This window comes from Frankia alni ACN14a (assembly GCF_000058485.1).
Taxonomy (GTDB): domain Bacteria; phylum Actinomycetota; class Actinomycetes; order Frankiales; family Frankiaceae; genus Frankia; species Frankia alni.
The window spans coordinates 4,455,325-4,477,576 of the sequence record NC_008278.1 but is presented as its reverse complement, the minus strand read 5'-3'; the positions used below and the strand labels follow the sequence as shown (position 1 = coordinate 4,477,576).

22 protein-coding genes are annotated in these 22,252 nt (G+C 73.4%); 12 read left to right on the top strand and 10 right to left on the bottom strand.

All coding sequences use genetic code 11. The annotated features are described in order from the left end of the window. Positions 1 to 118: 118 nt before the first annotated feature. Entirely contained in the window at positions 119 to 1,219 is a 1,101-nt protein-coding gene (locus FRAAL_RS18135; RefSeq protein ID WP_011605274.1) for a winged helix DNA-binding domain-containing protein, read from the bottom strand. Between FRAAL_RS18135 and FRAAL_RS33570 the strand changes: the two genes are divergently transcribed. Together FRAAL_RS33570 and FRAAL_RS18125 are read left to right on the top strand one after the other, a co-directional pair. Beyond that, complete coding sequence (locus FRAAL_RS33570) at positions 1,218 to 1,532, top strand: hypothetical protein (protein ID WP_011605273.1); 315 nt, start codon at positions 1,218 to 1,220, stop codon at positions 1,530 to 1,532. The genes FRAAL_RS18135 and FRAAL_RS33570 overlap by 2 nt on opposite strands. Before the next feature lie 139 nt (positions 1,533 to 1,671). Beyond that, complete coding sequence (locus FRAAL_RS18125; protein WP_011605272.1) at positions 1,672 to 4,878, top strand: tetratricopeptide repeat protein; 3,207 nt, start codon at positions 1,672 to 1,674, stop codon at positions 4,876 to 4,878. Positions 4,879 to 4,915: 37 nt separating this feature from the next. On the opposite strand, the gene FRAAL_RS18120 is transcribed toward FRAAL_RS18125, so the two are convergent. Further along, positions 4,916 to 5,410, bottom strand: coding sequence for a hypothetical protein (locus FRAAL_RS18120; RefSeq protein ID WP_011605271.1), 495 nt, complete (start codon positions 5,408 to 5,410; stop codon positions 4,916 to 4,918). Between the two features lie 302 nt (positions 5,411 to 5,712). Between FRAAL_RS18120 and FRAAL_RS18115 the strand changes: the two genes are divergently transcribed. Then, positions 5,713 to 6,111: a DoxX family protein gene (locus FRAAL_RS18115; RefSeq protein WP_231861070.1), complete on the top strand. Its 399-nt coding sequence runs from the start codon at positions 5,713 to 5,715 to the stop codon at positions 6,109 to 6,111. A 166-nt stretch (positions 6,112 to 6,277) separates the two neighbouring features. Here the strand turns inward: FRAAL_RS18115 and FRAAL_RS18110 are convergent, their stop codons facing one another. Next, positions 6,278 to 7,624 (bottom strand): phosphotransferase family protein, encoded by a 1,347-nt coding sequence (locus FRAAL_RS18110; protein ID WP_011605269.1) that lies wholly within the window; start codon positions 7,622 to 7,624, stop codon positions 6,278 to 6,280. A gap of 175 nt (positions 7,625 to 7,799) precedes the next feature. On the opposite strand from FRAAL_RS18110, the gene FRAAL_RS18105 reads away from it, so the two are divergent. The 5 genes from FRAAL_RS18105 to FRAAL_RS18085 all read left to right on the top strand — a co-directional run bounded on the left by FRAAL_RS18105 (position 7,800) and on the right by FRAAL_RS18085 (position 12,515). Beyond that, positions 7,800 to 9,017: a DUF418 domain-containing protein gene (locus FRAAL_RS18105; RefSeq protein WP_011605268.1), complete on the top strand. Its 1,218-nt coding sequence runs from the start codon at positions 7,800 to 7,802 to the stop codon at positions 9,015 to 9,017. Between the two features lies 1 nt (position 9,018). Beyond that, positions 9,019 to 10,092: a sensor histidine kinase gene (locus FRAAL_RS18100; RefSeq protein WP_011605267.1), complete on the top strand. Its 1,074-nt coding sequence runs from the start codon at positions 9,019 to 9,021 to the stop codon at positions 10,090 to 10,092. 5 nt (positions 10,093 to 10,097) lie between these two features. Then, positions 10,098 to 10,736: a LuxR C-terminal-related transcriptional regulator gene (locus FRAAL_RS18095; RefSeq protein ID WP_041940701.1), complete on the top strand. Its 639-nt coding sequence runs from the start codon at positions 10,098 to 10,100 to the stop codon at positions 10,734 to 10,736. Between the two features lie 142 nt (positions 10,737 to 10,878). Further along, a complete protein-coding gene (locus tag FRAAL_RS35600) occupies positions 10,879 to 11,628 on the top strand; it encodes an RNA polymerase sigma factor (protein ID WP_257720597.1) in 750 nt (249 codons plus the stop codon). Further along, positions 11,625 to 12,515, top strand: a complete 891-nt coding sequence (locus FRAAL_RS18085; protein WP_011605264.1) for a Rieske (2Fe-2S) protein — start codon at positions 11,625 to 11,627, stop codon at positions 12,513 to 12,515. Before FRAAL_RS35600 ends, FRAAL_RS18085 begins: the two co-directional genes overlap by 4 nt. A 255-nt stretch (positions 12,516 to 12,770) precedes the next feature. Here FRAAL_RS18085 and FRAAL_RS18080 read toward each other — a convergent pair whose 3' ends face one another. The 3 genes from FRAAL_RS18080 to FRAAL_RS31870 all read right to left on the bottom strand — a co-directional run bounded on the left by FRAAL_RS18080 (position 12,771) and on the right by FRAAL_RS31870 (position 15,133). Further along, positions 12,771 to 13,547, bottom strand: a complete 777-nt coding sequence (locus tag FRAAL_RS18080) for an OmpA family protein (protein WP_231861714.1) — start codon at positions 13,545 to 13,547, stop codon at positions 12,771 to 12,773. 199 nt (positions 13,548 to 13,746) lie between these two features. Further along, positions 13,747 to 14,718 carry a glutathione S-transferase C-terminal domain-containing protein gene (locus FRAAL_RS18075; protein WP_011605261.1) on the bottom strand — a complete coding sequence of 324 codons (972 nt, stop codon included), beginning with the start codon at positions 14,716 to 14,718 and terminating at the stop codon, positions 13,747 to 13,749. 178 nt (positions 14,719 to 14,896) lie between these two features. Beyond that, positions 14,897 to 15,133 (bottom strand): hypothetical protein, encoded by a 237-nt coding sequence (locus tag FRAAL_RS31870; protein WP_083866833.1) that lies wholly within the window; start codon positions 15,131 to 15,133, stop codon positions 14,897 to 14,899. Positions 15,134 to 15,601: 468 nt separating this feature from the next. Between FRAAL_RS31870 and FRAAL_RS18070 the strand changes: the two genes are divergently transcribed. Further along, a complete protein-coding gene (locus FRAAL_RS18070) occupies positions 15,602 to 16,420 on the top strand; it encodes a helix-turn-helix domain-containing protein (protein WP_157892136.1) in 819 nt (272 codons plus the stop codon). Positions 16,421 to 16,470: 50 nt separating this feature from the next. Here FRAAL_RS18070 and FRAAL_RS18065 read toward each other — a convergent pair whose 3' ends face one another. From FRAAL_RS18065 to FRAAL_RS18055, 3 genes are all read right to left on the bottom strand, one after another. After that, on the bottom strand, positions 16,471 to 17,223 hold the full coding sequence (locus FRAAL_RS18065; protein ID WP_157892135.1) for an enoyl-CoA hydratase/isomerase family protein: 753 nt from the start codon (positions 17,221 to 17,223) through the stop codon (positions 16,471 to 16,473). A 57-nt stretch (positions 17,224 to 17,280) separates the two neighbouring features. After that, positions 17,281 to 18,009, bottom strand: coding sequence for a DUF72 domain-containing protein (locus tag FRAAL_RS18060; RefSeq protein WP_041939456.1), 729 nt, complete (start codon positions 18,007 to 18,009; stop codon positions 17,281 to 17,283). 69 nt (positions 18,010 to 18,078) lie between these two features. Continuing rightward, positions 18,079 to 18,294 carry a hypothetical protein gene (locus FRAAL_RS18055; protein WP_011605255.1) on the bottom strand — a complete coding sequence of 72 codons (216 nt, stop codon included), beginning with the start codon at positions 18,292 to 18,294 and terminating at the stop codon, positions 18,079 to 18,081. A 552-nt stretch (positions 18,295 to 18,846) separates the two neighbouring features. On the opposite strand from FRAAL_RS18055, the gene FRAAL_RS18050 reads away from it, so the two are divergent. Next, on the top strand, positions 18,847 to 19,914 hold the full coding sequence (locus FRAAL_RS18050; RefSeq protein ID WP_041939455.1) for a DUF2637 domain-containing protein: 1,068 nt from the start codon (positions 18,847 to 18,849) through the stop codon (positions 19,912 to 19,914). A 295-nt stretch (positions 19,915 to 20,209) separates the two neighbouring features. On the opposite strand, the gene FRAAL_RS18045 is transcribed toward FRAAL_RS18050, so the two are convergent. After that, positions 20,210 to 20,680, bottom strand: a complete 471-nt coding sequence (locus tag FRAAL_RS18045) for a pyridoxamine 5'-phosphate oxidase family protein (RefSeq protein ID WP_011605253.1) — start codon at positions 20,678 to 20,680, stop codon at positions 20,210 to 20,212. 135 nt (positions 20,681 to 20,815) lie between these two features. On the opposite strand from FRAAL_RS18045, the gene FRAAL_RS18040 reads away from it, so the two are divergent. Together FRAAL_RS18040 and FRAAL_RS18035 are read left to right on the top strand one after the other, a co-directional pair. Beyond that, positions 20,816 to 21,361, top strand: coding sequence for a DUF1360 domain-containing protein (locus FRAAL_RS18040; protein ID WP_011605252.1), 546 nt, complete (start codon positions 20,816 to 20,818; stop codon positions 21,359 to 21,361). Positions 21,362 to 21,570: 209 nt separating this feature from the next. Then, entirely contained in the window at positions 21,571 to 22,143 is a 573-nt protein-coding gene (locus FRAAL_RS18035; protein WP_041939454.1) for a TIGR03086 family metal-binding protein, read from the top strand. Positions 22,144 to 22,252 lie beyond the last annotated feature (109 nt).

The following is a 22,252-nucleotide window of genomic DNA, read 5'->3' as shown; positions in this document are numbered from 1 at the left end:
CCGCCCCGGCTTCCCACGAACCCGGGGCGGTTCAGGTGTCGCCCGTCAGTGCCAGCCGCCGGGCCCAGCCGCCGGGCCCAGCTGCCGGTGTCAGTCGTCCGGAGTCAGTCGTCCGGAGTCAGTCGTCGAAGTCGACGCTGACGAGCCGGGCCTGGCGGAATGCGGCGAGCCGCTCGGCCTGGTCGGTGATCGACGCGCGTAGGGCCGGTGGGACCGGCCGCCACGGGGTCACCAGCAGCCGCAGCTTCGCGCCCGACGCGCGGGGGCGCCACAGGCCGGCGATCTCGCCGTCCACGAGCACGGCGCCGGGGCGGCCCAGCACCGGCCACAGGGCCTTCGCCCGTGCCTGATCGCCGACCAGCAGCGACCTGTCCCGGGCCTGCAGGAACAGGTCGAACGGCCCCAGCAGGCGGACGGTGCGCACCGGTCCCGCGGCCAGCCGCTTTTCGTCGGCGGCCAGCACCCACCGGGACTCACCGCCGACGGCCACCTCGACGGCGTCCGCCGGCCAGCGGGCCTTCACCTCCTTCACCGGGGAGTCGAGGAGCTCCGCCACCTGCTTCGGGGTCGCCGGGCCGAGCAGCCGTAGGCAGGCGCGGACGACGTCGAACCGCTCGGGCACCGAGGCGGCGCGGGTGAACCCGGGAAGGGGCTGCAGGACCGGGGGAGAGGTGCCGGCCGCCAGCTCCAGGCCGGCGCGCAGCGCGGCCAGCCGGAACGGCTGCTCGTAGAGGTGAGTGGCCTGACAGGACCGGCAGGCCCGCAGGTACGGCTCGTCCATCACCTCCGCCAGCCGGCCCGACACCTCGCCTTTGCCCATCGGGCCGGTGACCAGCTCGCGCATCGCCGCGGCGACGACGTCCAGCGCGGTCAGCGGGCTGATGCCGGCGGCTCGCAGCGGCTTGGCCGCATCGAAGATGCGTCGTGCGGCGTCGACCTCGGAGAAGGGCTCGACGGCCGCGGCGACGGCGGGCAGATCGCCTCGGCGGTAAAGGTGCGGTGCCCCGCGCAGCGTCCAGACCGTCGCGAGCTCGTCGCCGCCCTCGGCCGGAACGTCGACCCCGCGCACCGCCAGTGCCCACCGGCCGCCGTCGGGACCGGTGTCCTGGACGCCGAAGTCCAGGACGGCCGCGTCGGCCAGCGCGGTGGACGCGCTGTCGAGCTGCTGGGCGCGCGCCCGGAAGGCCAGGACCTCCGCCCGCGTGACCGCGTCGACCATGGGGACCAGGGTAGACGCGGCCTCCGACAGTTCGGGCGTCCATCGCGAGGAGGGCCTGCGTCGTCTTCCGCCGGACTGCTCGAGGGAAAATCGTCATGTCCGAGTCGCGAAGACGGTTCTGATCGCCGGCTCGCTCGCAGACGCGGGCGCGGAGATCGCCCTGGCGGACATGCTCGACCTGGCGGCGAGTTGCGCAACCGCGGTCGCAACAGCTACACCGTCCAGCACCTGCGCTCGGTCGGAGCCCGACACGGCCGGCGACCGGGTGAACATCGCGATGAGCGGCACGTTTCTCCCCTACCGCCACTCCTGACAGCTGCCGATCAGCGGGGCGGGTTCGGGGACCCCCGCTGAGGTGCGGTCCCGCGACAGCACGTCCTCCGGTGGCGACCCCGCCGATCGGACGTCACGTCGGGATCGAGTGGTTTGGGTGACTGTGTCATCCTGTTCGGGTGACGGGCGGGGGCGATGGTCGCGCTCTCGATGTCTTCGTGTCCTGCGCCGCGGACGGGCTCGGCTGGGCTGAGTGGATCGCGGCGACGCTGGAGGACGCCGGGCATCGCGTCCAGCTCGGCGCCTGGGATGCGGTGCCCGGCACCCATCGGGTTTCCTGGCTGGACGGGGTGACGCGGCGGGCAAGCCACACCATCGCGGTGGTCTCGGACGGCTACCTGGACTCGCCGACGGCGCCGGCGGAGTGGGGCGCGGCCTGGTCCCCGCGGATCATGGGCGGCGAGCGCCGACTGCTGGTCGCGCGGGTGACGGACCGGCCGATTCCCGGCCTGCTCGGCCAGCTCGTCCCGATCGACCTGATCGGCCGCAGCCCGCTCGCCGCGCAGACCATGCTGCTCGCGGCGACGCGCGGTGAGGCACCGCCCGGCGAGGCGGGGCGGGGCGCGGTGGGGTGGGGCGAGACGGCGCGCGGTGGGGCGACTCTCGGTGAGGCGGGGGACGGTCGGAGGCTCCCGGACCGCCAGGGCGCCTCTGGCGGGGTGGTGTTTCCCGGGGAGTTGCCGGCGGTGTGGAACGTGCCGCGGGTGGCGGCGCGCTTCGTCGGTCGGGCGCCGGCGCTGGGCCGCCTCGACGAGGCGATGGCGCGTGACGGCGGGCTGGTCGCCGTGACGGGACTGGCGGGGATCGGCAAGACGCGTCTGGCCGTCGAGTACGTCCACCAGCAGCGGAGGGGGTTCGACGCGGTGTGGTGGGTGCCGGCGGGGCGCCCGGAGCTGGTCGGTGAACGGGTGCGGGCGCTCGCCCCCGCCCTCGGCCTGCCGGCGCAGGCGGAACCGGCGGCGGTCCTGGCCCGGCTCGATGCCGCGGACGGCCGCTGGCTGCTCGTCCTCGACGACGCGGCCGGCCCCGGCGAGCTGCCCGGCTGGCTGCGGGCGTCGAGCGGGGCGGGTCGGATCCTGGTGACGTCGCGCATTGACGGCTGGGATGACGCCGGGGTGGTCGTCCCACTCGGGCCGATGGAACGGGCGGAGTCGGTGGCCCTGCTCACCGACCGGCTCCCGGCGGTCGAGCGGACCGTCGCCGGACGGATCGCGGACCGGCTCGGTGATCATCCCCTTGCTCTCGATCAGGCGGCGCATCGCATCCGCGAGGCCCGGGCGCCGGCGGAGACGTACCTGGCGGCGTTGATCGAGCGGCCGGCGGTCGTGCTCGGGCAGGGCGAGGTGCCCGGCCGGCCCGGGGTCACCGCGGCGACGCTGTGGGCGGAGCCGTTGCGCCGCCTGGAAGCGGACGCGCCGGCCGCCGGTGAGCTGCTGCGTCTCGCGGCGCACGGCGACGGCTCCGCGCCGCTGCCGCTGCGGCTGCTCGCGGCCGACCCGGAGGCGATCGACGGCGGGGCGCTGCGCGCGGTCGCGGGCGACCCGCTGGAGCTGGCCGACACCGTGGCGACCCTGGAACGGTCCGGTCTCGCCCATCGGGACGGCTTCGCGTTGGCCGTGCATCCCCTGGTCCGCGCGGCCGTTCGCGCCGACACGAGCGCCGAGCACGCCGACCGGCTCGCCGCCACGCTCGGCCGGGCGCTGCACGCGACCCTGCCCGAGGATGTCATCGCCAACCCGCAGGCCTGGCCGGCCTGGCGCGAACTCCTCCCGCACGTCCTCGGCACCGTCGAGGCCACCGACTCCACCGCCGACACACCCCACACCGCCTGGCTCGCCGAGCACGCCGCCGCCTACCTCACCGAACAGGGCCACCCGGAGCAGGCCGAGCCGCTGGCCGCCCGGGCGGTCGCCGCCCACGAACGCCTCGACGGCGCCGACCATCCCGACACCCTCACCGCCCGCGAAACCCACATCCGCGCCGCCCTCAACGCCGACCACCTTGCCGTCGCCGGCCCGCTGGCCGAACGCAACGCCACCGACCGCGAACGCCTCCTCGGCCCCGACCACCCCGACACCCTCACCAGCCGCGAAACCCTCGCCCGCGCCTACCAGCAGGCCGGCCACCTCGACCACGCCACCGACCTGTTCCAGCAGAACCTCGCCGACCGCCACCGCGTCCTCGGCCCCGACCATCCCGCCACCCTGGAAAGCCGCCACCGCCTCGGCGCCGCCCTCGACGACGCCGGCCGCGGCGACGACGCAACTCGCATCCTGCGACCCACCCTCACCGACCGCGAACGCCTCCTCGGCGCCGACCACCCCGACACCCTCACGACCCGCCACCAACTCGCCGCCACCTACCGCCGCATCGGCGCCACCGGCGACGCCGTCGCTCACGCCGAACCCACCCTCACCGCCCGCGAACGCGTTCTCGGCCCGGACCACCCCCACACGCTCGACAGCCGCCACCAACTCGGCGTCACCTACCACCAGGCCGGCCGCGTCGACGACGCCACCCGGGAACTCGGCCAAGCGCTCACCGGCCGCGAACGTATCCTCGGTCCTGATCATCCCGGTACCTTCGAAAGCGCCCACGCCCTCGCCCGTACCCATCTCAGGGCTGGACGGCCTGAATCCGCCGTGCCCCTGTTGGACCGGGCCTTGACCGGTCGCGAACGGACCCTCGGATCAGATCATCCCGAGACCACGGAAACGCGGGAAAGTCTCGCTGCGGCCCATCTGGCGGAAGGCCGGCCAGGCGAGGCTGTCATCCACCTCGAACGCGTCCTCGACCGCCACGAACGCGTTCTCGGTCAGGCGCACCTATACGCCATGGAAGTCCGTGATGATCTTGCAGCGCACTATCGCGACGCGGGTCAACCTGAAGCCGCCCGCCACCATCTTGAACGCCAGCTCGTCGCGCGCGCCCGGACCGACGGCGTCGCCGACGAACGCACCCTGTGCACGGCCACCGGCCTCGCCGAGGTGTGCCGCGACACCGGTCGGCTAACCCAGGCCGTGGACCTCAGCGAGCGTGTTCACGCCCTCCGGGCCCACACCCTTGGCCCGGACCATCCCGAAACCCGCGCCAGCCGGACCACACTCGCCGACACCTACCGCCAGGCCGGCCGGCACGCCGACGCCGCTCCTCTCAACCGTGACGCCTTGACCGACGCGATGCGCGACCATGGCCCCTACCACCCGGACACCATCCACGCCCGCCGCGCTCTCACCGACACCATCCACCACCAGAGCGCGGAGAAGCCGCCTAGGCCCGAACGGTCGCCGGCAGCCGACATCGGGGAATCCCGCGTCGGCCCTTAACCGGCCGGGCCTGTCACCGGCCAATCACGTCGTTCCGTCAACGCGTGTCCGGGGGCCCATCGCCGTCAGCGTTCGGGGAGGTGTCCGTGTCGTCGGAGGGACGGCCAAGCCCCGCCAACTTGTCGAACAACCGTGACCGCGCATCATCAGCAGGATGCGACGGCTCGGCGGCACGCTCGCGCTCCTCACGCGCCCGCGCGTCCGCCGCCGCGTTCGCCTTATCCCGAAACTCCCGCATCATCTGATCGAGCTCGTTCTGGCTCCATTTCCGCTCCTGTTCCGAAGCGAGACGGTTTGCCAGGTCGTTGTCGTCGCGGGACTGCCAGGTGCGGGTGAACGAGCCGTCCCAGTCAACCGGGCGTAGCGGCGGGCGGGCCGCGGACGACGCATCCGGCGGTTCCGCGGAACCGCCCCGCGGTGGCTCGGCCGGCTCGGGGCCGGCGCCACCATGGTCGGCCGGCGGGGACGGGACGGCGTCCCGGTCGGCCTCGGGAGCCTCGTCGGGGCCGGGGTCGGTCGGGGAACTGGACACGGAGATCCTCCCTGTGGCTGGCACCGCCGGTAATGATCCCACTGCGGCCGGTCCGTCGGGCGGCCGAGGGTCAGACGGCCGAGGGACGGTCGGCGGCGGCTTGGACGGACAGGATCGGCCGCGGGCGGGGAGTGCTGCGGGCGGGGCGAGTGCTTCGGGTGCGGGAGGAGTGCTGCGGGCCGGGGAAGTGAGGGGTCGGGGGAGTGAGGGTCGGGATCGGCACGTGGCGGCGGCGCGGCTGCTGGCTGGGTCCTCGTCGTGGCCGGCGACCTGCGGGACCCCGCGATGGTTCGATGGGACTCGTGACGTCTTCACGATTCACCCCGCCCGGCCCGTTGCTGATGAGCGGGGCCTTCCTGGTCAGCGGGGTGACGCACCTGGTGCGTCCCGCCGTCTTCGAGCCGCTGATCCCCCGGGCGCTGCCCGGTCCCCGGGCGGTCGTCTACGCCAGCGGCGTCGCCGAACTGGTCTGCGCGGCCGGGTTGCTGACGAAGGCCCGGTGGGCGGGACCGGCCAGCGCCGCCCTGCTCGTCGGGGTGTGGCCGGGGAACCTGCACTCGGCGCTCGACGCGACGGCCAAGGCCCGCCGCAGCGACAGCCGGCCCCGCGACGTCGCTCGGGCCGCCGCCATGTGGGCTCGCCTGCCGCTGCAGATCCCGATGATCCGCGCAGTTCTGTCCAGCTCCCGCCGCGCCGCCTGACGAACCGTCGCTACCCTCCGACCCCGACCCCACCACAGCCCCGGCCCCGGCCCCGGCCCCGGCCCTGATCACAGCCCCGGCCCCGATCACAGCCCCGGCCCGGGGGATTGATCACGTGCTCCGAGTCCGGCTCCGGGAGACCCGGCCTTGACGATCGTGGCGGTCCCTACAGGCTGGGCTGCGCGACGTTTCGGTGCTGGGTGATCCACGATCCCGCCGGGCCGTTGAGCATGCGGGCCCGGTGGAGGCGGCGGTGGAACAGCGCGACGAGCTCGGCGTCGTGGCGGCCGTCGTCGGCGAGGACGAAGTCCTCCAGCTCCCGCCCGCCGTCCGCCCAGGACCGCGGGCGCCGACCGATCAGGGCGGCCGTGTCGTCGAGGTCCGCGGCGACGACCGCGGCCCCGATCTCGTCGATCCGCTGCAGGTGTCGGGCGAGCCGCACGGACATGCGGTTGTGGTACCGCTGCGCGCCGGCGCCGAGGTCCTGCCGCTCGAGGGAGCGGGTCAGATGCCGGTGCGCCGGGCCGTAGGCCGACCCGACCGGCTCGGGTTCGTCCACCTCCACGAGGTCCACCCCGACGACGGTGGCGATTCCCTCGAGCGCCATCAGGTTGGTCTCGATGCACCAGTGCAGGTTGAGCATGTAGTCCGTGCCGGGCACCGGGTCGGCGAGCACGGAGTGGAACTCGAGCTGGTTCGACAGGGCCCACAGAATGTAGTGGTAGTGGACGGCCTGGAGGTCCACCGCGGTGCCGCTGCGCTCCTCGTAGCGGCGCATGAGGGGGGCGAGGTCGCCGAGGGCGACGAACGGGCTGCGCACCCACATGCCCCCGAGATCCTGCATGGGGTCGCCGACGTGCCCGAACTCCAGATCGAGCAGCGCGGTGATGCGACCGTCGGAATGTAGCAGCTGGCCGGCGTCCCAGACGATGGCCGACTCGCGGCCGCGGGAGTCGGGACGATGCCGTGACAGCCAACCCAGCACGAACTCCTGGAAGGGGTCGGGCCGCTTCTTCAGCTTCCGGTAGGCACTGTCCTCGAAGTGCCGCAGGCCCACCGCGCCGGGATCCTCGCCGGGACCGGCGCGCACGATGCCCGCGTCGACGAACGGCGCCACGTCGAGCGCGTGCAGCCGGACGAGAATGTCGATGTAGTCCTCCATCGCCCGGCGGCGTTCGTCGTCCGGCACCCCCTCGAAGGAGTCCCGTCCCTCGACGCGCGCCATCACATACGCCCGGGGCTCCTCCGACCAGCCGTACACGGCCGGCACCGGAATGCCGTGCTCCTGGAGGACCGACTGGAAACGCATCTCGTGCCGGAGCGGGAACGCCGACGGCGAGTCGACCCGCTCGCCCCGCACATACAGGGGCAGGATCTCGCCGTCGCGTTCGACGTCGACCCACCAGGCCGGGCGCCACCGCGCCTGCCGCTCGATGCGGACGACCTTCCCGCCCACCTCACGTTCCAACCAGCCGGTTATCCACTCGCCGTGTCCGTCGCCGGATGCAGACAACCCGACCTCCCCGCTTCATCGCGAAAGGTCATCATGAGCGTCCTGGCACCGGATGTCACGCCGGATGCGCGCATCACGGATGGACCTGTCCGAGTGCGCAGGGGGTTCAGGCCCCCGCCGAAGAGGGTGTCCAGGCCCCTCGTGGCGGTGGCCGGGCGCCACGAGTCTGAGGGTCATGACGCAGACGCCTCCCGCGACGGCCGCCCCGCCCGGACCCCGGCACTCCCCGCAGCGCGCGCTGGCCCCCGACCTGGCCCGCGGCGCGATGCTACTGTTTATCGCGCTCGCCAACGCCGGGAACTGCGCCTTCGCCGGCCAGCCCGGCATCGACAGCACGCCGCATGGCGCGGAGCGGGTCGTGGACTTCCTGATGATCACGCTGGTGAACAGCCGGGCGTACCCGGTCTTCGCGGTCATGTTCGGCTACAGCCTCGTCCAACTTGCCCGCCGCCGGGCGACCGATCCCGACGGCGGACGGCGCATTCTGCTGCGCCGCAACGCCTGCCTCGTCGGATTCGGCTTCGTGCACGCGACGCTGCTCTACTTCGGCGACTTCCTCGGTGCCTACGGCATCGTCGGCATCGTCGCGACCTGTGTCCTGCTCCCTCGGGGCGACCGCTTCCACCGGCTCGTGCTCTGGCTCTGGGGGATCCAGACGCTGGAGGCGGCGGCCGTCGCGGTGGCGGTCGTCCTGCGGTGGCGACGGGGACCTGCGACGCTGACCAACGCGGCCGACCCGTCGCTGGCGGCGTCGTCCTACGGGCGCTCGGTCCTCGACCGGCTCGCCGAGTGGCCCGTCCACACCGCGACCGTGATTCCCTTCATCGTCATCGTCTGGCTGGGCATCTGGGCAGCGCGGCGGCGCATCCTCGAGGACCCGGCCGCGCACCGGCCGCTCCTGCGTCGGGTCGCCTGCGCCGGCCTGGGTGTCGCCATCGTCGGCGCGCTGCCGTACGCCTTCGTTTCGGCCGGTATCGCGCATGTCGACGCGGGTACAGTGCACCGCATGTCGTGGCTCCACGCGGTCACGGGCGAGTATGCCGGCCCCGGTTACGTGGCCCTGTTCGGCCTCGCGGCGGCACGACTGGCCCGGCCGCGGCACCCACACTCGGATCGGGCCGTGCGCTGCGTGGACGCCGTGGCGGCGCTGGGACGGCGGTCGCTGACGGCCTACCTGGCCCAGTCGGTGGCGTGGCTGGCACTGTTCTCCCGGTGGGCGCTCGACCTCGGCGGTTCCACCTACGTCGCCACCGTCGCCGGCCTGCTCGTCTGGACCGGGTCGGTGGGGTGGGCCTACGCGATGGATCGGCGCGGCCGCCGGGGGCCGGCCGAGACGGTGCTGCGCCGCATCGCCTACGGCGTCCCCGCGCGACCCGCGCACCGGGCGGTGTGAGGTGAGCGGGACGGCGGGGCGGTCGACGGCCGACCCGCGGGTCCCGACCGCCCCGGCGGTGGCCGCGGTCGCCGTGGTCGCCGTGGTCGCCGTGGTCGCCGCGGTGGTGTGCGCGGCGGTCGCGATCGCGTGGGCGGTGGCCGGCGGCGGCTACTTCTGGCCTCGATGGGTCTGGTTCGGGGTCGCCACCACCGCTGCCGCCGCGTTCCTCCTGGGTTGGACACGGCGCCAACCGCCGGGCCGGCGGCGCCGACTCGCGGCCGGGCGAGCGGTGTTGGTGCTCATCGTGCCGGTCGACGTGACGGTGTGGGCGCTGTCCGGGGGTGGGTACTTCTGGCCGCTGTGGAGCATCACCGCGTGGTCGATCCTCTTCGGCGGGTATGTCTGGGTGGTCAGCCGCCTGCCGGACAGGCGGGAGCAGGAGCTCACCACCAGGGTCGCCGTCCTGGCGCACACCAGGCGCGCGGCGCTGGACGGGCAGGCCGCCGAACTCGCGAGGGTCGAACGGGATCTGCATGACGGTGCCCAGGCGCGCATGGTCTCCCTCGCGCTCAGCCTCGGCATGGCGGAGGACCTGGTCCGCGCGGACCCCGAGGCGACCGCGCGGCTGCTGCGAGAGGCCCGGTCCACCGCGGTCAGCGCCCTGGACGACCTGCGTACCGTCATGCACAGCATCCACCCCGCGGTGCTTGCCGACCGCGGCCTCGCCGGCGCGCTTCGGGCCCTCGCCCTGGACCTCGCGCTGCCGGTGACCGTCGACGGCGACGCCCCGGCGCAGTTGCCCGCGGCGGTGCAGTCGGCCGCCTACTTTGCCACCGCCGAGTGTCTCGCCAACGCCGTCAAGCACAGCCAGGCCACGGCCGGCGGGATCAGCCTGCGGCACGACGGGGCCGTTCTGCGGATCGTCGTCACCGACGACGGGATCGGCGGCGCCGACCCCGCGGCGGGGCTGGGGCTACGCGGCGTCAGGCGCCGGCTCGAGACGTTCGACGGCCGGCTCGACCTCGACAGCCCGCCGGGCGGGCCCACCGTCATCACGATCACCGTGCCCCACGGTCCGGGCCGCCTGCCGTGAGCCGGCTGCGCATCGTGCTCGCCGAGGATCTGACCCTGCTGCGCGACGGGCTCATCCGGCTGTTCCAGGCGCACGACTTCGAGGTCGTCGCGGCGGTCGACAACGGTCCGCAGCTCGTGCGGGATCTCGTCGCGCTGCGCCCGGACGTCGCGGTGGTCGACGTCCGCCTGCCACCCGGTCACACCGACGAGGGCCTGCGGGCGGCGCTCGCCGCCCGCCAGCAGGTTCCCGGCCTGCCGGTGCTCGTGCTGTCCCAGTACGTCGAGCAGCTCTACGCCCGGGAGCTGCTGGCCGACGGGCTCGGCGGCATCGGCTACCTGCTCAAGGACCGGGTCTCGGATGTCGGGCAGTTCATCGCGGCGGTGCGGCGCGTCGCGGCCGGCGGCACGGCGCTCGACCCGAGCGTCGTGGCGAAGCTGCTCGACAGCCGCCGCCGGCCGCTGGACCGGCTCAGCCCGCGGGAGCGCGAGGTGCTCGCCCACATGGCCCAGGGCCGCTCGAACGCGGCGATCGCGGCCAGCCTGGTGATCACCGAGAAGGCGGTCGGCAAGCACACGGCCAGCATCTTCACCAAGCTCGGACTGCAGCCGTCCGAGGACGACAACCGGCGGGTGCTCGCCGTCCTCGCCTACCTGGAGGGGTAGCGCCTGCCCGCGCCGGGATGCACGGGCCGAGGTTCGGGCCCGTGCGCGCCGCCGACCCGCCCATCCGACGTGGTCGTGCCGAGGTGTAACCCTGCCGTCTATCTGTACGGGTGAGGCGAGAGATCGGCGACGATGGCGAGCTGTGAGGCGGTGGCGACCGGTGGCGGGTGGTCGGGCGTGGATCCGACGACGCACCCTGGCGGAGGAGGAGGCGGTCGGCGGCACCGGCGGCGGCGCGTCGGGCGACGGCTGTGGCGGCTGTGACGGCGGTGACCTGGGTGGCGAGGGTGGCCGAGCCGGAACCGGCGTCGGAACCGGCCGGGGCGGCGGCGCTGGCGTCGGCGTGTTGTCGCGTCCTGACCCGCCGCGGTTGCGGGTGGTGTCCGATGACGTCTATCCCGGCTGGGAGGAGATCTATCGCGACAACGTGGAGCGGGTGTATAAGATCATGTTCGCGAAGGTGGGGAACCGTCCGGACGCCGAGGACCTGACGGCCGAGGTGTTCATGGCGGCGCTGCGTCCCCTGCGGGTGTCGGCTAGCGTCGGTGAGGTGCGGGCGTACCTGGTCGCGACGGCCCGGACGGTGCTCGCCGCGCACTGGCGGCGCACCCTGGGAGTCGCCGTCACGACGCTCGACGAGGATTTCGCTCAGACGATGTTCGCCACCGTGGGCGCCCCGGTCGGCCCGGCGCGGGACAACCCCGCCCGCGCGGAGGCGATCCTGGCCGCGCTGCCCGACCGGTACGCCCGCATCCTGCGGCTGCGGTTCCTGGAGGCGTGCACGCTGCGGGAGGCCGCCGACGAGCTCGGGATCACGGTCGGGAACGCGAAGGTTCTTCAGCACCGCGCGCTGCGCCAGGCGGCCCGGCTCGGCGACGAGATGACCCCGTGATCGGGCGGGGACTGCGCCGGTTCGTCGAGGACCTCCTCGGCCACCGGCGGCCCAGGCGGTTCGACGCGGGCCCGCAGGACGCCGCCGCCCTGCGCGCGGCGATCACGCTGCGGGCAGCCCGACCCGGCAGCGACGTGCCGAGCGAGGAGTTCGTCGCCCGGCTGCACCGGCGTCTCGCCGACCAGGCCCTTTCCGACCAGACCAGCTCCCACGAGGCCGCCCGTGACCAGGCCGGCCCTGCCTGGGCCGCCTCGGACCGGGCCGCCTCAGACAGCGCGGCCTCAGACAGCGCGGCCTCGGACCGGGCCGCGTCGGACCGGGCCGCGTCGGACCGGGCCGCGTCGGGCATCGCGGCCGGCGGTGGGGCGGGCGCGGGGCGGCGACGTGGTACGCGGCGCCGGTTCGTCCAGGTCACCTCGCTCGCGGCCGGCTCGGCGGCGATCGGGGCCGGGGTGGATCGGGCTGTCGGCGAGCGTGGCCCCGGCGGCGGTGACCGGGCGGACCCGGCGGTGGCCGGACCGGAGCCGGCGGCCGGGCCCGGCGGCACCCTGGTTCCCGCGGCCGGCATCTGGCGGACCGTCGCCACCACGCCGGACCTGCCCGAGGGCGGCGTGCGGGCCTTCGACACCGGCACCGTGGTCGGGTTCGTGCGGCGGACCGGCGGGCGCGTCCGCGCGACGTCGGGCATCTGCACGCATCAGGGCTGCCGGCTGGCCCTGGACCCGGCGCAGCAGCGGCTGAACTGCCCCTGCCACCGCATGGCCTTCTCCCTGGCCGGTGAGGTCGTGAACTACAAGATCCGCACCCCGCCGCGCCCGCTGCCCAGCCTCATCGTCCGCGAGGTCGACGGCGTCGTGCAGGTCTACGTGCCCCCCACCCCCACCTGAGCACCCCGGGCGTGCACCCTTCCCGGCGCCTGCACCGCAGCGCCGTCTGCCGGCCCGGCGTCACGATCGGGAACTCGGCGACCCGCCTACATCACGATGCTCGACACCCAGGACACGCCCGCGCTGACCCGCCTCCTCGCGGTCGCGCTCGCCGACGAGGCGGCCCGCCGCACCGCGACGTAGCCGTGTTCAGGACGCCGTCCCGCGCAAGACCGCTCTCATCCTGCGGACTCCTGGCCCTTCGGCCGGGTTCGGTTACTGGTGGCTGCGGACGACGAGTTCGACGCGACGGTTGAAGCGTTGGCCCTCGGGGTCGGGGGAGCCGTCGGGGTTGGCCTCCTCGGCCAGGGGGTGGGTGCTGCCGAGGCCGACCGAGGTGACCGAGGACGCCCGTATCCCGTGATCGACGAGGTAGCGCCGGACGGTGTCGGCCCGTCGCTCCGACAGGGTCTGGTTGGAAGCGGCCGATCCGGTCGCGTCGGTGTGGCCGCGCACCTGGATGTCGCCGCCGGCGTAGTGGGAGTTGATCAGCCTGATGGTCGCGTCCAGCGTGTCGGTGCTGCCGATGGCGAAGCTGCCGGTGTCGAACAGGGCGTCACTGTTGAAGATCAGGATGAAGGTCTCGCGGCCCGCGGCGTCGGTGGCGGCGAGGTTCTCGCCGGAGATGCCGGTGAGGTCGACGTCGTCGGGCCCGGGCAGCCGGTAGAGCGAGTTCGCCACCAGCCTCGTCCCGTCCTCCGGGGTGTGCGCGTACTGGCTGAAGTCCCCGCAGGGCAGCCGCAGCACCAGCCCGGCGCCGAAGTCCTGGGTGCCGCACGTGGGGTCGGGCGTGCCGTCGCCGGTGACGTCATGCAGACCGGGCTGAGCTCCGGGCGGCAGCGCCGACGCGGACGGGTCCGCCGACGGCGTGCTCGCCGCCGGCTGGGCTGTCGCGGCGGCGCGCGACGTGCGCGGGGCCGTCGACGCGTCCCCGCGCGAGCCCGGGGAACCTCCGCACCCACCGGCGAACAGCAACCCGGCCGCGACGGCCACCGGCAACGCAACCACGGTCCTGCGCTTCACACCCGCCCCCACGTGCCTCGATGGGCGGGAGGTTACGCGCGGTCGACCCCGGAAGGTCACTGCTGCCGGATAGCTGACAGAAGCGCGGTACAGCGACGGCAGCCGTGCGTGCTGCCGGTATGGCGACGGCAGCCGCGGCGCTGCGGCGACGGCTGCCGTGCCGAGGCGGCTACGCGTCGTCGCCGGGCGCGACGTCCCAGCCCGCCAGGACGGCGTCCGGCTCCGTGAAGGTGGCGAAGTCGGTCGTCGCACGGAAGGCGGGGAGCTGGTAGAGGGCGCGGGCGTAGGCCCACAGGTGCGGGTAGTCCGACAGCGGCGGCAGAGCCGCCAGGTCGTGGCGGCGGCCGCGGTAGCGGACGAGGGAGACCCACAGGCGCACGTCGGCCTCGGTCAGTTGGCCGCCGACCAGGTAGGGGGCGTCGGCGAGCCGGGTGTCGAGCTTCGCGAACGCGTCGAGCAGCGTCGCGCGGACGTCGTCGTCGTGGGCCGCCCGGTGCGCCCCGTGGTTCACCGCCGGGCCGATCCAGGAGTCGAGCTCGGCGATCTCGGCGCGCAGGTGCTCGGGGTAGGTGTCGGCGCCGTTCGACCAGCGGCCGAACTGGGTGGCGAGGTCGATGCCGAGGCTGGTGAAGTCGTTGGACACGACCTGACCGGTCTGGCGGTCCCACAGCGTCGGGACGGAGACGTGGCCGTCGAAGCCCGGCTCGGTGCGCTCGTAGGCGTCGCGCAGCAGGGTGAAGCCGTTGACCGGGTCCGGGCCGTAGCTCTCGCGGAACCCCCAGCCGCGGGCGTCGCGGCTGCCGTCGACGTAGGAGACGCTGATGACGTCCTCGAGCCCGTGCAACGCGCGTTCGAGCAGGACGCGGTGGGCCCAGGGGCAGAACCAGCCGGAGTAGATGTGGTAGCGGCCCGGCTCCGCCAGGAATCCACTCGACCCGTCCGCGGTGATCCGCCCGGCGAACCGGTAGAGCGGCCGGGTGTCCGCGGGATCGCGGTTGATCGTGTACTCGCCGTAGGTCGCCACGTCGGTCGGGCTGGCGTACACCGGCGTCGTGGTCCCGGTGGCGCTGGTGGTCCCGGTGGCGCTGGTGGTGGTCTGGGAGACGGTGGTGGTCTGGGAGACGGCGGTGGCCTGGGACATCCGGGTCCTCCTCGGGGCGCGGCTGGCGGGGCCACGCCGATCACGGGCCCGCCCTGCTCAAGGCCGACGAGCTCTGCGCTATTCCGATCGGGTGAGCAGAGATACCGGCCGCGGCGGTCTTCGAGGGGGCGACCTTCCCGGCTGCCGGCGGCATCGAGGCGCGACCCGTGGCGGTGCCCTACGGGGCGAGGCGGGCCGGGTCGGCGGGGACGACGCGGAACCTGCCGCCCACGATTCTGCCGTACATCTCCGCCGACATCGGCCCGGGAAACGTGGCCCCGACCGACGTGGGTGAACCGTCGTCGTCGACGAAGACGACGGCGTAGGAGTCCGGCGCGGAGCATCTGCCGCAGAGGGGGGACTCGGCGCGGGTCCAGCCTGCGTCGGGCCGAGCGGGACGGCGGGGCGCTGTCATACCGACCCTGCGCCGGGTCGCAGCGGCAGGGACCGGGCTCTCGCCGGCGCCTCCGCGAAAAGGTGAACTAATTTGCCCTCGCCGAAGAAATGAAATGCCACCTTGCCGGCCTCGGCAAGCCGGTACGTTCTCGCCATGCTCCCCTCCTCGTCCTTGGGAGTGCCGGTTACGGCTGTCACCCGCCTGGGTGCACCTACGACGCTCGCGGATGGCGGCCCGCTTGGCGAGGGTGTGAGAGCCGTCATACTGGGTAAGGAAAGGCCGCTCCGGCGGCCTGACGGCAGTGGGCCACCCGTGGTGCGGGGGAGACCTGGTTGCGTGCGACGATCAGCCGACAATCGGTCGACAATCAGTCGACGAGCCGGTCCGGCCTGGCAGCCCGCGCCCGCTGAGGGGTGTGACAACAAGCAGACCAGGTGGAAAAGTCCGGCGACGAACCAGAACCGAGGACTCCGGGTAGACGATGTGATGGACATGCAACCGTGCCTTGCCACCCTCCTGGCGAGCATCGTCGGGCTGAGGAAGGCGGCCGGGCTGAGCCAGGCCCAGCTCGCCAGCCGGGTCCGCTATCAGCCCAGCTACCTGTCCAAGGCCGAGCGCGGCCTGCTCGGGGTGCCGTCCCAGTCGCTCGTCAGCGCGATCGACGCCGAGCTGAACGCCGGCGGTCGGCTGGTCGAGCTGCGGCGGCACGCCTGGTTGGAGGACAAGGGGAGCCAGGAGGGCATCACCTGGCCACGAGCACTGGAGGAGGTGGACACCACGGATCGTCGACAGCTCATGGTGGGGGGAAGTGCCGCCGCCGTCGGTCCCGCCGCGAGTCCGCAACCGCCCGCAACCGTGCCGTCCCCGGGCGGCGTGGGTCGTCGGGCCGGTGGCGGCGTCAACCTGTCCGGGCGCTGGTGGACGGCCTGGCAGACGTTCCGGGACGGCGAGGAGATTCATTCCTCGCAGGAGGCGGCTCTGGAGCAGGCCGGCACGAAGATCCACATCGAGGCGGTCACCCGCGGCCTTTCCACCGAGGAGGGTGGCTACCTCTGGTGGGGTGAACTACAGATCTTCGACGAAGAGATCATCATGGGTTGGTACGTCAGTTCGGAGGGTCCGGTTCGTTCGAAGGGCTCGCTGTTCCTGTCGTTGAATCCGCACGGCGACCGTCTCACCGGGCGGTGGGTCGGGCTGAGCTACGACGGCATGTTCATCGAGGGGTGGGGTGCCGTGGCCCGGGACGAGCAGACCTCGCTCGCCCTCATCGAGCGGCTCAAGAAGCAGTATCCGAGGGTCGCCTGAGTCCCGCCCTTTGCCCGCCTGGTCGGCGGTGCCGCCGGCCGGTCGGGGTCTCACCCGGTGAAGAAACTCTGGTGGCGCCGAGCTTCGGCGTCGACGAACTCCGCCAGGCCGCTGCGTTCGGCCAACAGGAGATTGGCCTTCGTTCCGCGCACGGAACTCAGCGGGCGCGATCCCAGCTCGGTGACCATCGCGGCCACCTCCGCCTCGAACCGGTCGTCGGGAAACACCCGGGCCACCAGCCCGATCCGCCGGGCATCGTCCGCGGTCAGTTTTGCCGGTAGGAAGCAGAGGTCACGGGCCGCGGCCCCACCGAGCGCGCGGGACAACGTCCACGGCAGGCCGAGCTCGCTGGTGAGGCCGAGCTGGGGAAACGCGACGGAGAAACGGGCGCGGGCGGCGGCGACCCGCAGATCGCACGCCGCCGCCCAGGCGAACCCGGCACCGGCGCACCCGCCGTTGACCGCGGCGATGGTGAGCTGCGGCATCTCGTGCAGCAGGGTCGCCGACTGGTAGGCCGCCACCGGCGGGAGGTCGGGGCCGCGGTCGCGGTCGGCGAGCACCGCCGTCAGATCCGCCCCCGGGCAGAACACCCGGCCGGCGCCGGTGAGGACGACGACGGACAGCGTGTCGTCCCGGGCGAGCTCCGTGAGCACGGCGTGCATCTCGATCATCATGGTCGTGGTGACGGTGTTGTGCGCGTCCGGGCGGTGGAACCGGACCCAGGCGACCGGCGCACCGACGCGCACGTCCAGGGTGGTCCAGGGGCCCTGCGCCGGATGCCGCGACGGCTCGGTGGTCATCATCCGCCCAGTCTTCTCGTCCGGGCATCTCCCCGCAGACCGTGCCTGGTCGAGCACCGCTCACACGCCGCACAGGCGGCGCAGGCGGCGGGAGTCCTCGACGGCGTAGCCGTGGCCGTCGTTGTTGAAGTAGGCGTAGACGTCCAGGCCGGCGCGCGCCCATTCGTCGATGCGGGCGGCCCACCAGCGCAGCGCGTCGTCGTCGTAGGAACCGGCGTAGAGGGTCGTGGGGTCGGGGCCGTGCAGGCGCACGTACACGAACGGCGCGGTGGCCCGCAGGACACACGGCAGGCCGGCGCCGCTCATGACGCAGTAGGCCGCGCCGTACCGTTCGAGGATCCGGTAGACCGCCTCGTCGTGCCAGCTCGGATGGCGGAACTCGACCGCCACCCGCATCCACGGCGGCACCCCGGCCAGGAAGTACTCCAACCGGGCGTCGTCGCGGCTCTGGCGTCCGTCGAGCTGCACCAGCACGGCCGCTCGCCGGTCGGCCAGCTCCTGCCAGGCGCCCGCGATCCGACTCGTCCACGCCTCCGGTGCGTAGAGCCGCTTGGCGTGGGTCAGGCCGCGGGACGCCTTCACCGACATCACGAAGCCCGGCGGCAGCCGGCGGCGCCAACCGGCGAACGTCGCGTCGGCCGGCCAGCGGTAGAAACTGGCGTTCAACTCGACCGTGTCGTACTCGGCCACGTAGAGCGCAAGGCGGCGACCGGGCGGCGTCCCCGGCGGGTAGAGCACGCCGTCCCAGTGGCCGTAACTCCATCCCGAGGTACCGATGTGGATCGCGATCGACGCTCAGCCTCCTCAGGTCGATGTGCGCCGTGCCCCGCGCGCGACCGCGACCGCGATCGCGGCGGGTCAGCCATGCGTCGGATGGAGAACGACCTTGGTCCAGCCGTCCTCGCGGTCGTCGAAGTGGCGGTAGGCGTGGCCGTGGGGGTCATGGGCCTGCCAGCCGACGCATTCGCACCCCTTGTCCGCGCCTTCACCGCCGGTCAGGTCGAGGACCTGCTCGACCGGGTCGCCCAACGCGTCGTCGACCGCGATCGCGCCGATCTTCTCGGCCAGCCGCAACCGGTCGGGGTGGCGGTGTTCGTGCGCCCCTCGTACATGTGCAGGTCGGAACCGCTCCGTGGGTCGTTCTCTTTTCGGTGGGTCGTTCTCTTTCCGCCTCTTTCCGCGGGTCGTACTGTCTCGTGGGCCGTTCTGTCGCTGCGTGGGCCTCCGGTCGGCGACGCCATACCCGGCATCGGGCCGCTAACCCGGCCGTCGAGGCATATCTGCGCCGCGGCCGACATCACCCGGGCCAGGAACCACCTGGGCAGGTACTACAAGAAGACGGGCGACGACGCCCCCCGGGAAGCGCGGTAGGCGGCCGGACCGGCGGAGCTCCCCCGAGGTCGGTCCGGTTGAGGGATCGACCGCCTGCAACAGATCCGATTCGAACGGTCAGGGCACACGGTCGCCCGTGGTGACCTGGGAAATGCGCAGGCGGACCCGGCTATCACGGATGGCACCGGGGTGAATACCGACATTCCGTATCGTTCGGGGTGTTCGGACCACGCTCTCGGCTTCGGCGCAAAATGTCCTCTGACGGGGCATTCCGGAGCAGGCGAGGAGATCGGTGTGGACGGTGATCAGCCGGTGAGCGAGGGTCGATCCTCCGGTGTCCGGGCGGAGCGGGCGATTCGGATCACCACGGTGGTGGCGGTGGCGACGGTGGCGGTGGTGGCGGCCTTCGTCTCCTACCGGCACATGCGCGGGGTCGCGATCGCGCACGGGGAGGACGCGATGACGGCGGCGGTGCTGCCGTTCAGCGTGGACGGGCTGATCGTGGCCGCGTCGATGGCGATGCTGGCGGACCGGCGCGCCGGGCGGGACCGGTCCTGGCTGGCGTACCTCCTGCTGGCGCTCGGGGCCTGCGCCTCGCTGGTCGCGAACGTCCTGCACGCCGAACCGACGTTCACCGCCCGGATCATCGCCGGGTGGCCGCCGCTGGCCCTGCTCGGGTCCTACGAGCTGCTCATGCGTCAGATCCATCCGGCCGGACGCCGGGCCGCCGGCGATCCGGTCACGACGACCCTCTCCATCCCCCCGCAACGAGGCCCGACGGCCTCCGTCACCACCGCCACCACCATCGCCACCGCCACCATCGCCGCGCCCACGATCGCCGTTGCCACCGCCGTCGACGGGGCGGGCACCGACCGTCCGGCTGGGGCGCCCCCGCCCGCCGGGCCGGAGGGCGTGGCGGACCGGGTCACCGGGATGGCCCGTGCGGGGGAGCCTGCCGCGGGGACGGCGCACATGGCCGCGGGGCTGGACGCCGGGGCCGACCCGCCCGCTGTGCTGGACGTGGCGGTGGTGGTGGACGCGGTGGTCGACCCGCCCGCTGTGCTGGACGCGGGGGTGGACGCGGCCGCCGGGGGAGACGGTGCGGCGGACCCGGCCGCGAAACGTGAGGCGATCGCGCGCACCCTCGACCAGACCGGCGGGTCTGTCACCGAGACGGTCGCGGTACTCGCTGCGCAGGGCATCACGGTCAGCAGGAGCTGGGTCTACCAGGTCCGGAGGAACACCCCGTACGCCGACGTCAACACCGGCCCGCCCACCCGGCCCGCGCGCCGGCCCTCCGTCCGTGGACGGCGCCGCGGCATGGCTTCCGAGCGCACCCTCGTCCCGACCTCCAGCCAGTAGCCGACCCGCCCCGCACCCGGCCGTCGCCGGCGAAGGCCCGAGGGCTGCGACTCGACGGCGAAGTGGACGCGACAGCAGGACCGCTGCTCGTCGATGATCGCTCACGGTCCGGGGCGGCGGAGAGAAACGTGTTCCACCGGGCGCGCGCCGCGGTTCCGCGGAACACCAAGATCATCTAGAGCTGCATAGGGTGCATAAGGGCCAGGCGGGCTGAAGCATCTTCGTGGAACCGAGAGCGGCGCCGGCCAACGAGGTGCTCGCACACGCCGTCCGCTGATGGCGAGCGGGGACGCGGCTACTCCCGCTCGACCCTGCGCAGTCCTTGCTCCGGCGTCCAGGACTCGATGACGAGCCTGGTCGCCTCGGCGTTGAGGTGGGTGAGGACGACCTCGGTGATGTCGGCGACGAACATCTCCCCGTCGGGAGGCTCACTCGTCTCGGCCGTCGTCACCGGACCGGCGGGAACGGCCCGCCCGGCGATCTTCGCCTCACCCGGCCAGTCGCCCTCCCTGCCCTCCTCGGGATGGAAGGTCGGGCCGTGCAGCGCGAAGCGGGGATCCCGGCGCAGGTCCGCGCCCTTGCGGGCGCCGGCCATCGAACCGAAGCGGAGCTCGCCGTCGGCGAACGCGCACTCGATGCCCGAGATGCGCGGCGAGCGATCGGCGCGCAGAGTGGCGATGGTCTTGTGGCGACCGGCGTCGAACAGCCGGCGCACCCGCTCGGCGAACTCCGGTTCCGCCTGCTCGATCGCCTTCCATGCTGGCACGCGGCGCAGCATACCGGCCAAGGCCGATCGGCCATCCCACCCCGGGGGCACAGGAGCGCGTCCGGGGCACAGGCTCGCGCCCTTCACGGCGTCGCTCGGTTTGGGGCCCTCGGTCGGGGTACGGCCGGAATAGTGATGACAGCATGGGAAACGACCGCCCGCCAGGTCGCCGATCGGGTCGCCGGGGTCGCGCGGCGGGAGGAAGCGGAGTACTCCGGCGGCGAGCCGCGCCCGCTGGGCGGCTACCTGGCCACACTGGGAACCTACGGCGGCCTGTGTGCCTCGATGGTCGGGGTCGCCCGGCTCGTCGGGGCGACGCCGCCGCAGCGGGTGAGCGCGGCCGACCTCGCGTTGGTCACCGTCGCGACGCACAAGCTCAGCCGGGTGCTGACCAAGGATCCGGTGACGAGCCCCCTGCGGGCGCCGTTCACCCGGTTCCGGGGCCAGTCGGGTCCGGCCGAGCTGGCCGAGGACGCGCGCCCGTCAAGCGAGGTCCGGCACAGCGTTGGCGAGCTGCTCACCTGCCCGTTCTGCACCGCGCAGTGGGTGGCCACCGGCTTCGTGTTCGGGCTGGTGGTCGCCCCCCGGTTCACCCGGCTGGCCGCCTCGGTGTTCACCGCCGTGGCCGGTTCCGACGCCCTCCAGCTCGCCTATGCCCGCCTGGAGCAGGCGGCCGAATAGTCGGCAGCCGGCCGGGACGGGGCCCGGCGCTCCCCGTCCCGTCCCAGCCGGGCGTCCGAGCCCTCGGCTGGGAACCGGGGGGAGCGGCCACGCCGCTTTCGTCACAACTATGGGCATTGGATCCACCGTTAGGCTTCCGTGGGAATCCGGTCGATCACGAAAAGTCACAGCGCTGGTCGGCGCAGGGATTCTCGACTCGGAGGTACACGGTGCCTGACCTGCTGCGGCTCGACGCCGCCGCCCTCGTTCTCGTCGGCCGGGAGGTCGTGACGATTCCGGACGCCGCGCTGGCCAACCCGACGCCGTGCGCCGGCTGGACGGTGCTGGACCTGGTGCGGCACATGAACTCCGAGCACGAACGGGTCTCAGCGTTGGCGCGCGGCGCGCTGTCGGCCGACGCGGCCGGGGATCAGGACCCGCGCGACGATTTCGCGCTGATCGCGGCCCGCTGGGTCGCGACACTCGAGCAGGCCGGCCCGCAGATCGCCGTCCCGAAGGTCGGCCGCGAGGTTCCCACGCACGAGGTCACCGCGGTGCACTTCGTCGACATGCTGGTACACCGCTGGGACCTCGCCCGGGCGCTGGGCCGCCCGTATGCCGCGCCGGACGAGCTCACTCGTGTCGCGCTGCCCATCGCCCGCAGGATCACCGGGCCGGGCAGCGGACTCAACGGTCCAGGTGGTGTGTATCGGCCGCCACTGCCCGAGGATCCGGCTCTCGACCCGGTCGACAATCTCGCCGCGCTGCTCGGCCGGGATCCGCGCTGGCGCACCGCCTCCTGAACCGTTGCGGCGGGGTCAGCCGCGCGCCACGCCCCCCGACGACCGACTGCCACCGGGTGATCGCCCGGGCCGTGTGACCACCCCGGCTATTGACAACCGCGACGACGGT

Coding starts and splice junctions, on each gene's coding strand:
- FRAAL_RS33570 (WP_011605273.1), top strand. CDS start 1,218: ATGGGGACCAGGGTAGACGCGGCCTCCGACAGTTCGGGCGTCCATCGC.
- FRAAL_RS18135 (WP_011605274.1), bottom strand. CDS start 1,219: ATGGTCGACGCGGTCACGCGGGCGGAGGTCCTGGCCTTCCGGGCGCGC.
- FRAAL_RS18105 (WP_011605268.1), top strand. CDS start 7,800: ATGACGCAGACGCCTCCCGCGACGGCCGCCCCGCCCGGACCCCGGCAC.
- FRAAL_RS18075 (WP_011605261.1), bottom strand. CDS start 14,718: ATGTCCCAGGCCACCGCCGTCTCCCAGACCACCACCGTCTCCCAGACC.
- FRAAL_RS31870 (WP_083866833.1), bottom strand. CDS start 15,133: ATGACAGCGCCCCGCCGTCCCGCTCGGCCCGACGCAGGCTGGACCCGC.
- FRAAL_RS18070 (WP_157892136.1), top strand. CDS start 15,602: ATGGACATGCAACCGTGCCTTGCCACCCTCCTGGCGAGCATCGTCGGG.
- FRAAL_RS18065 (WP_157892135.1), bottom strand. CDS start 17,223: ATGATGACCACCGAGCCGTCGCGGCATCCGGCGCAGGGCCCCTGGACC.
- FRAAL_RS18040 (WP_011605252.1), top strand. CDS start 20,816: ATGACAGCATGGGAAACGACCGCCCGCCAGGTCGCCGATCGGGTCGCC.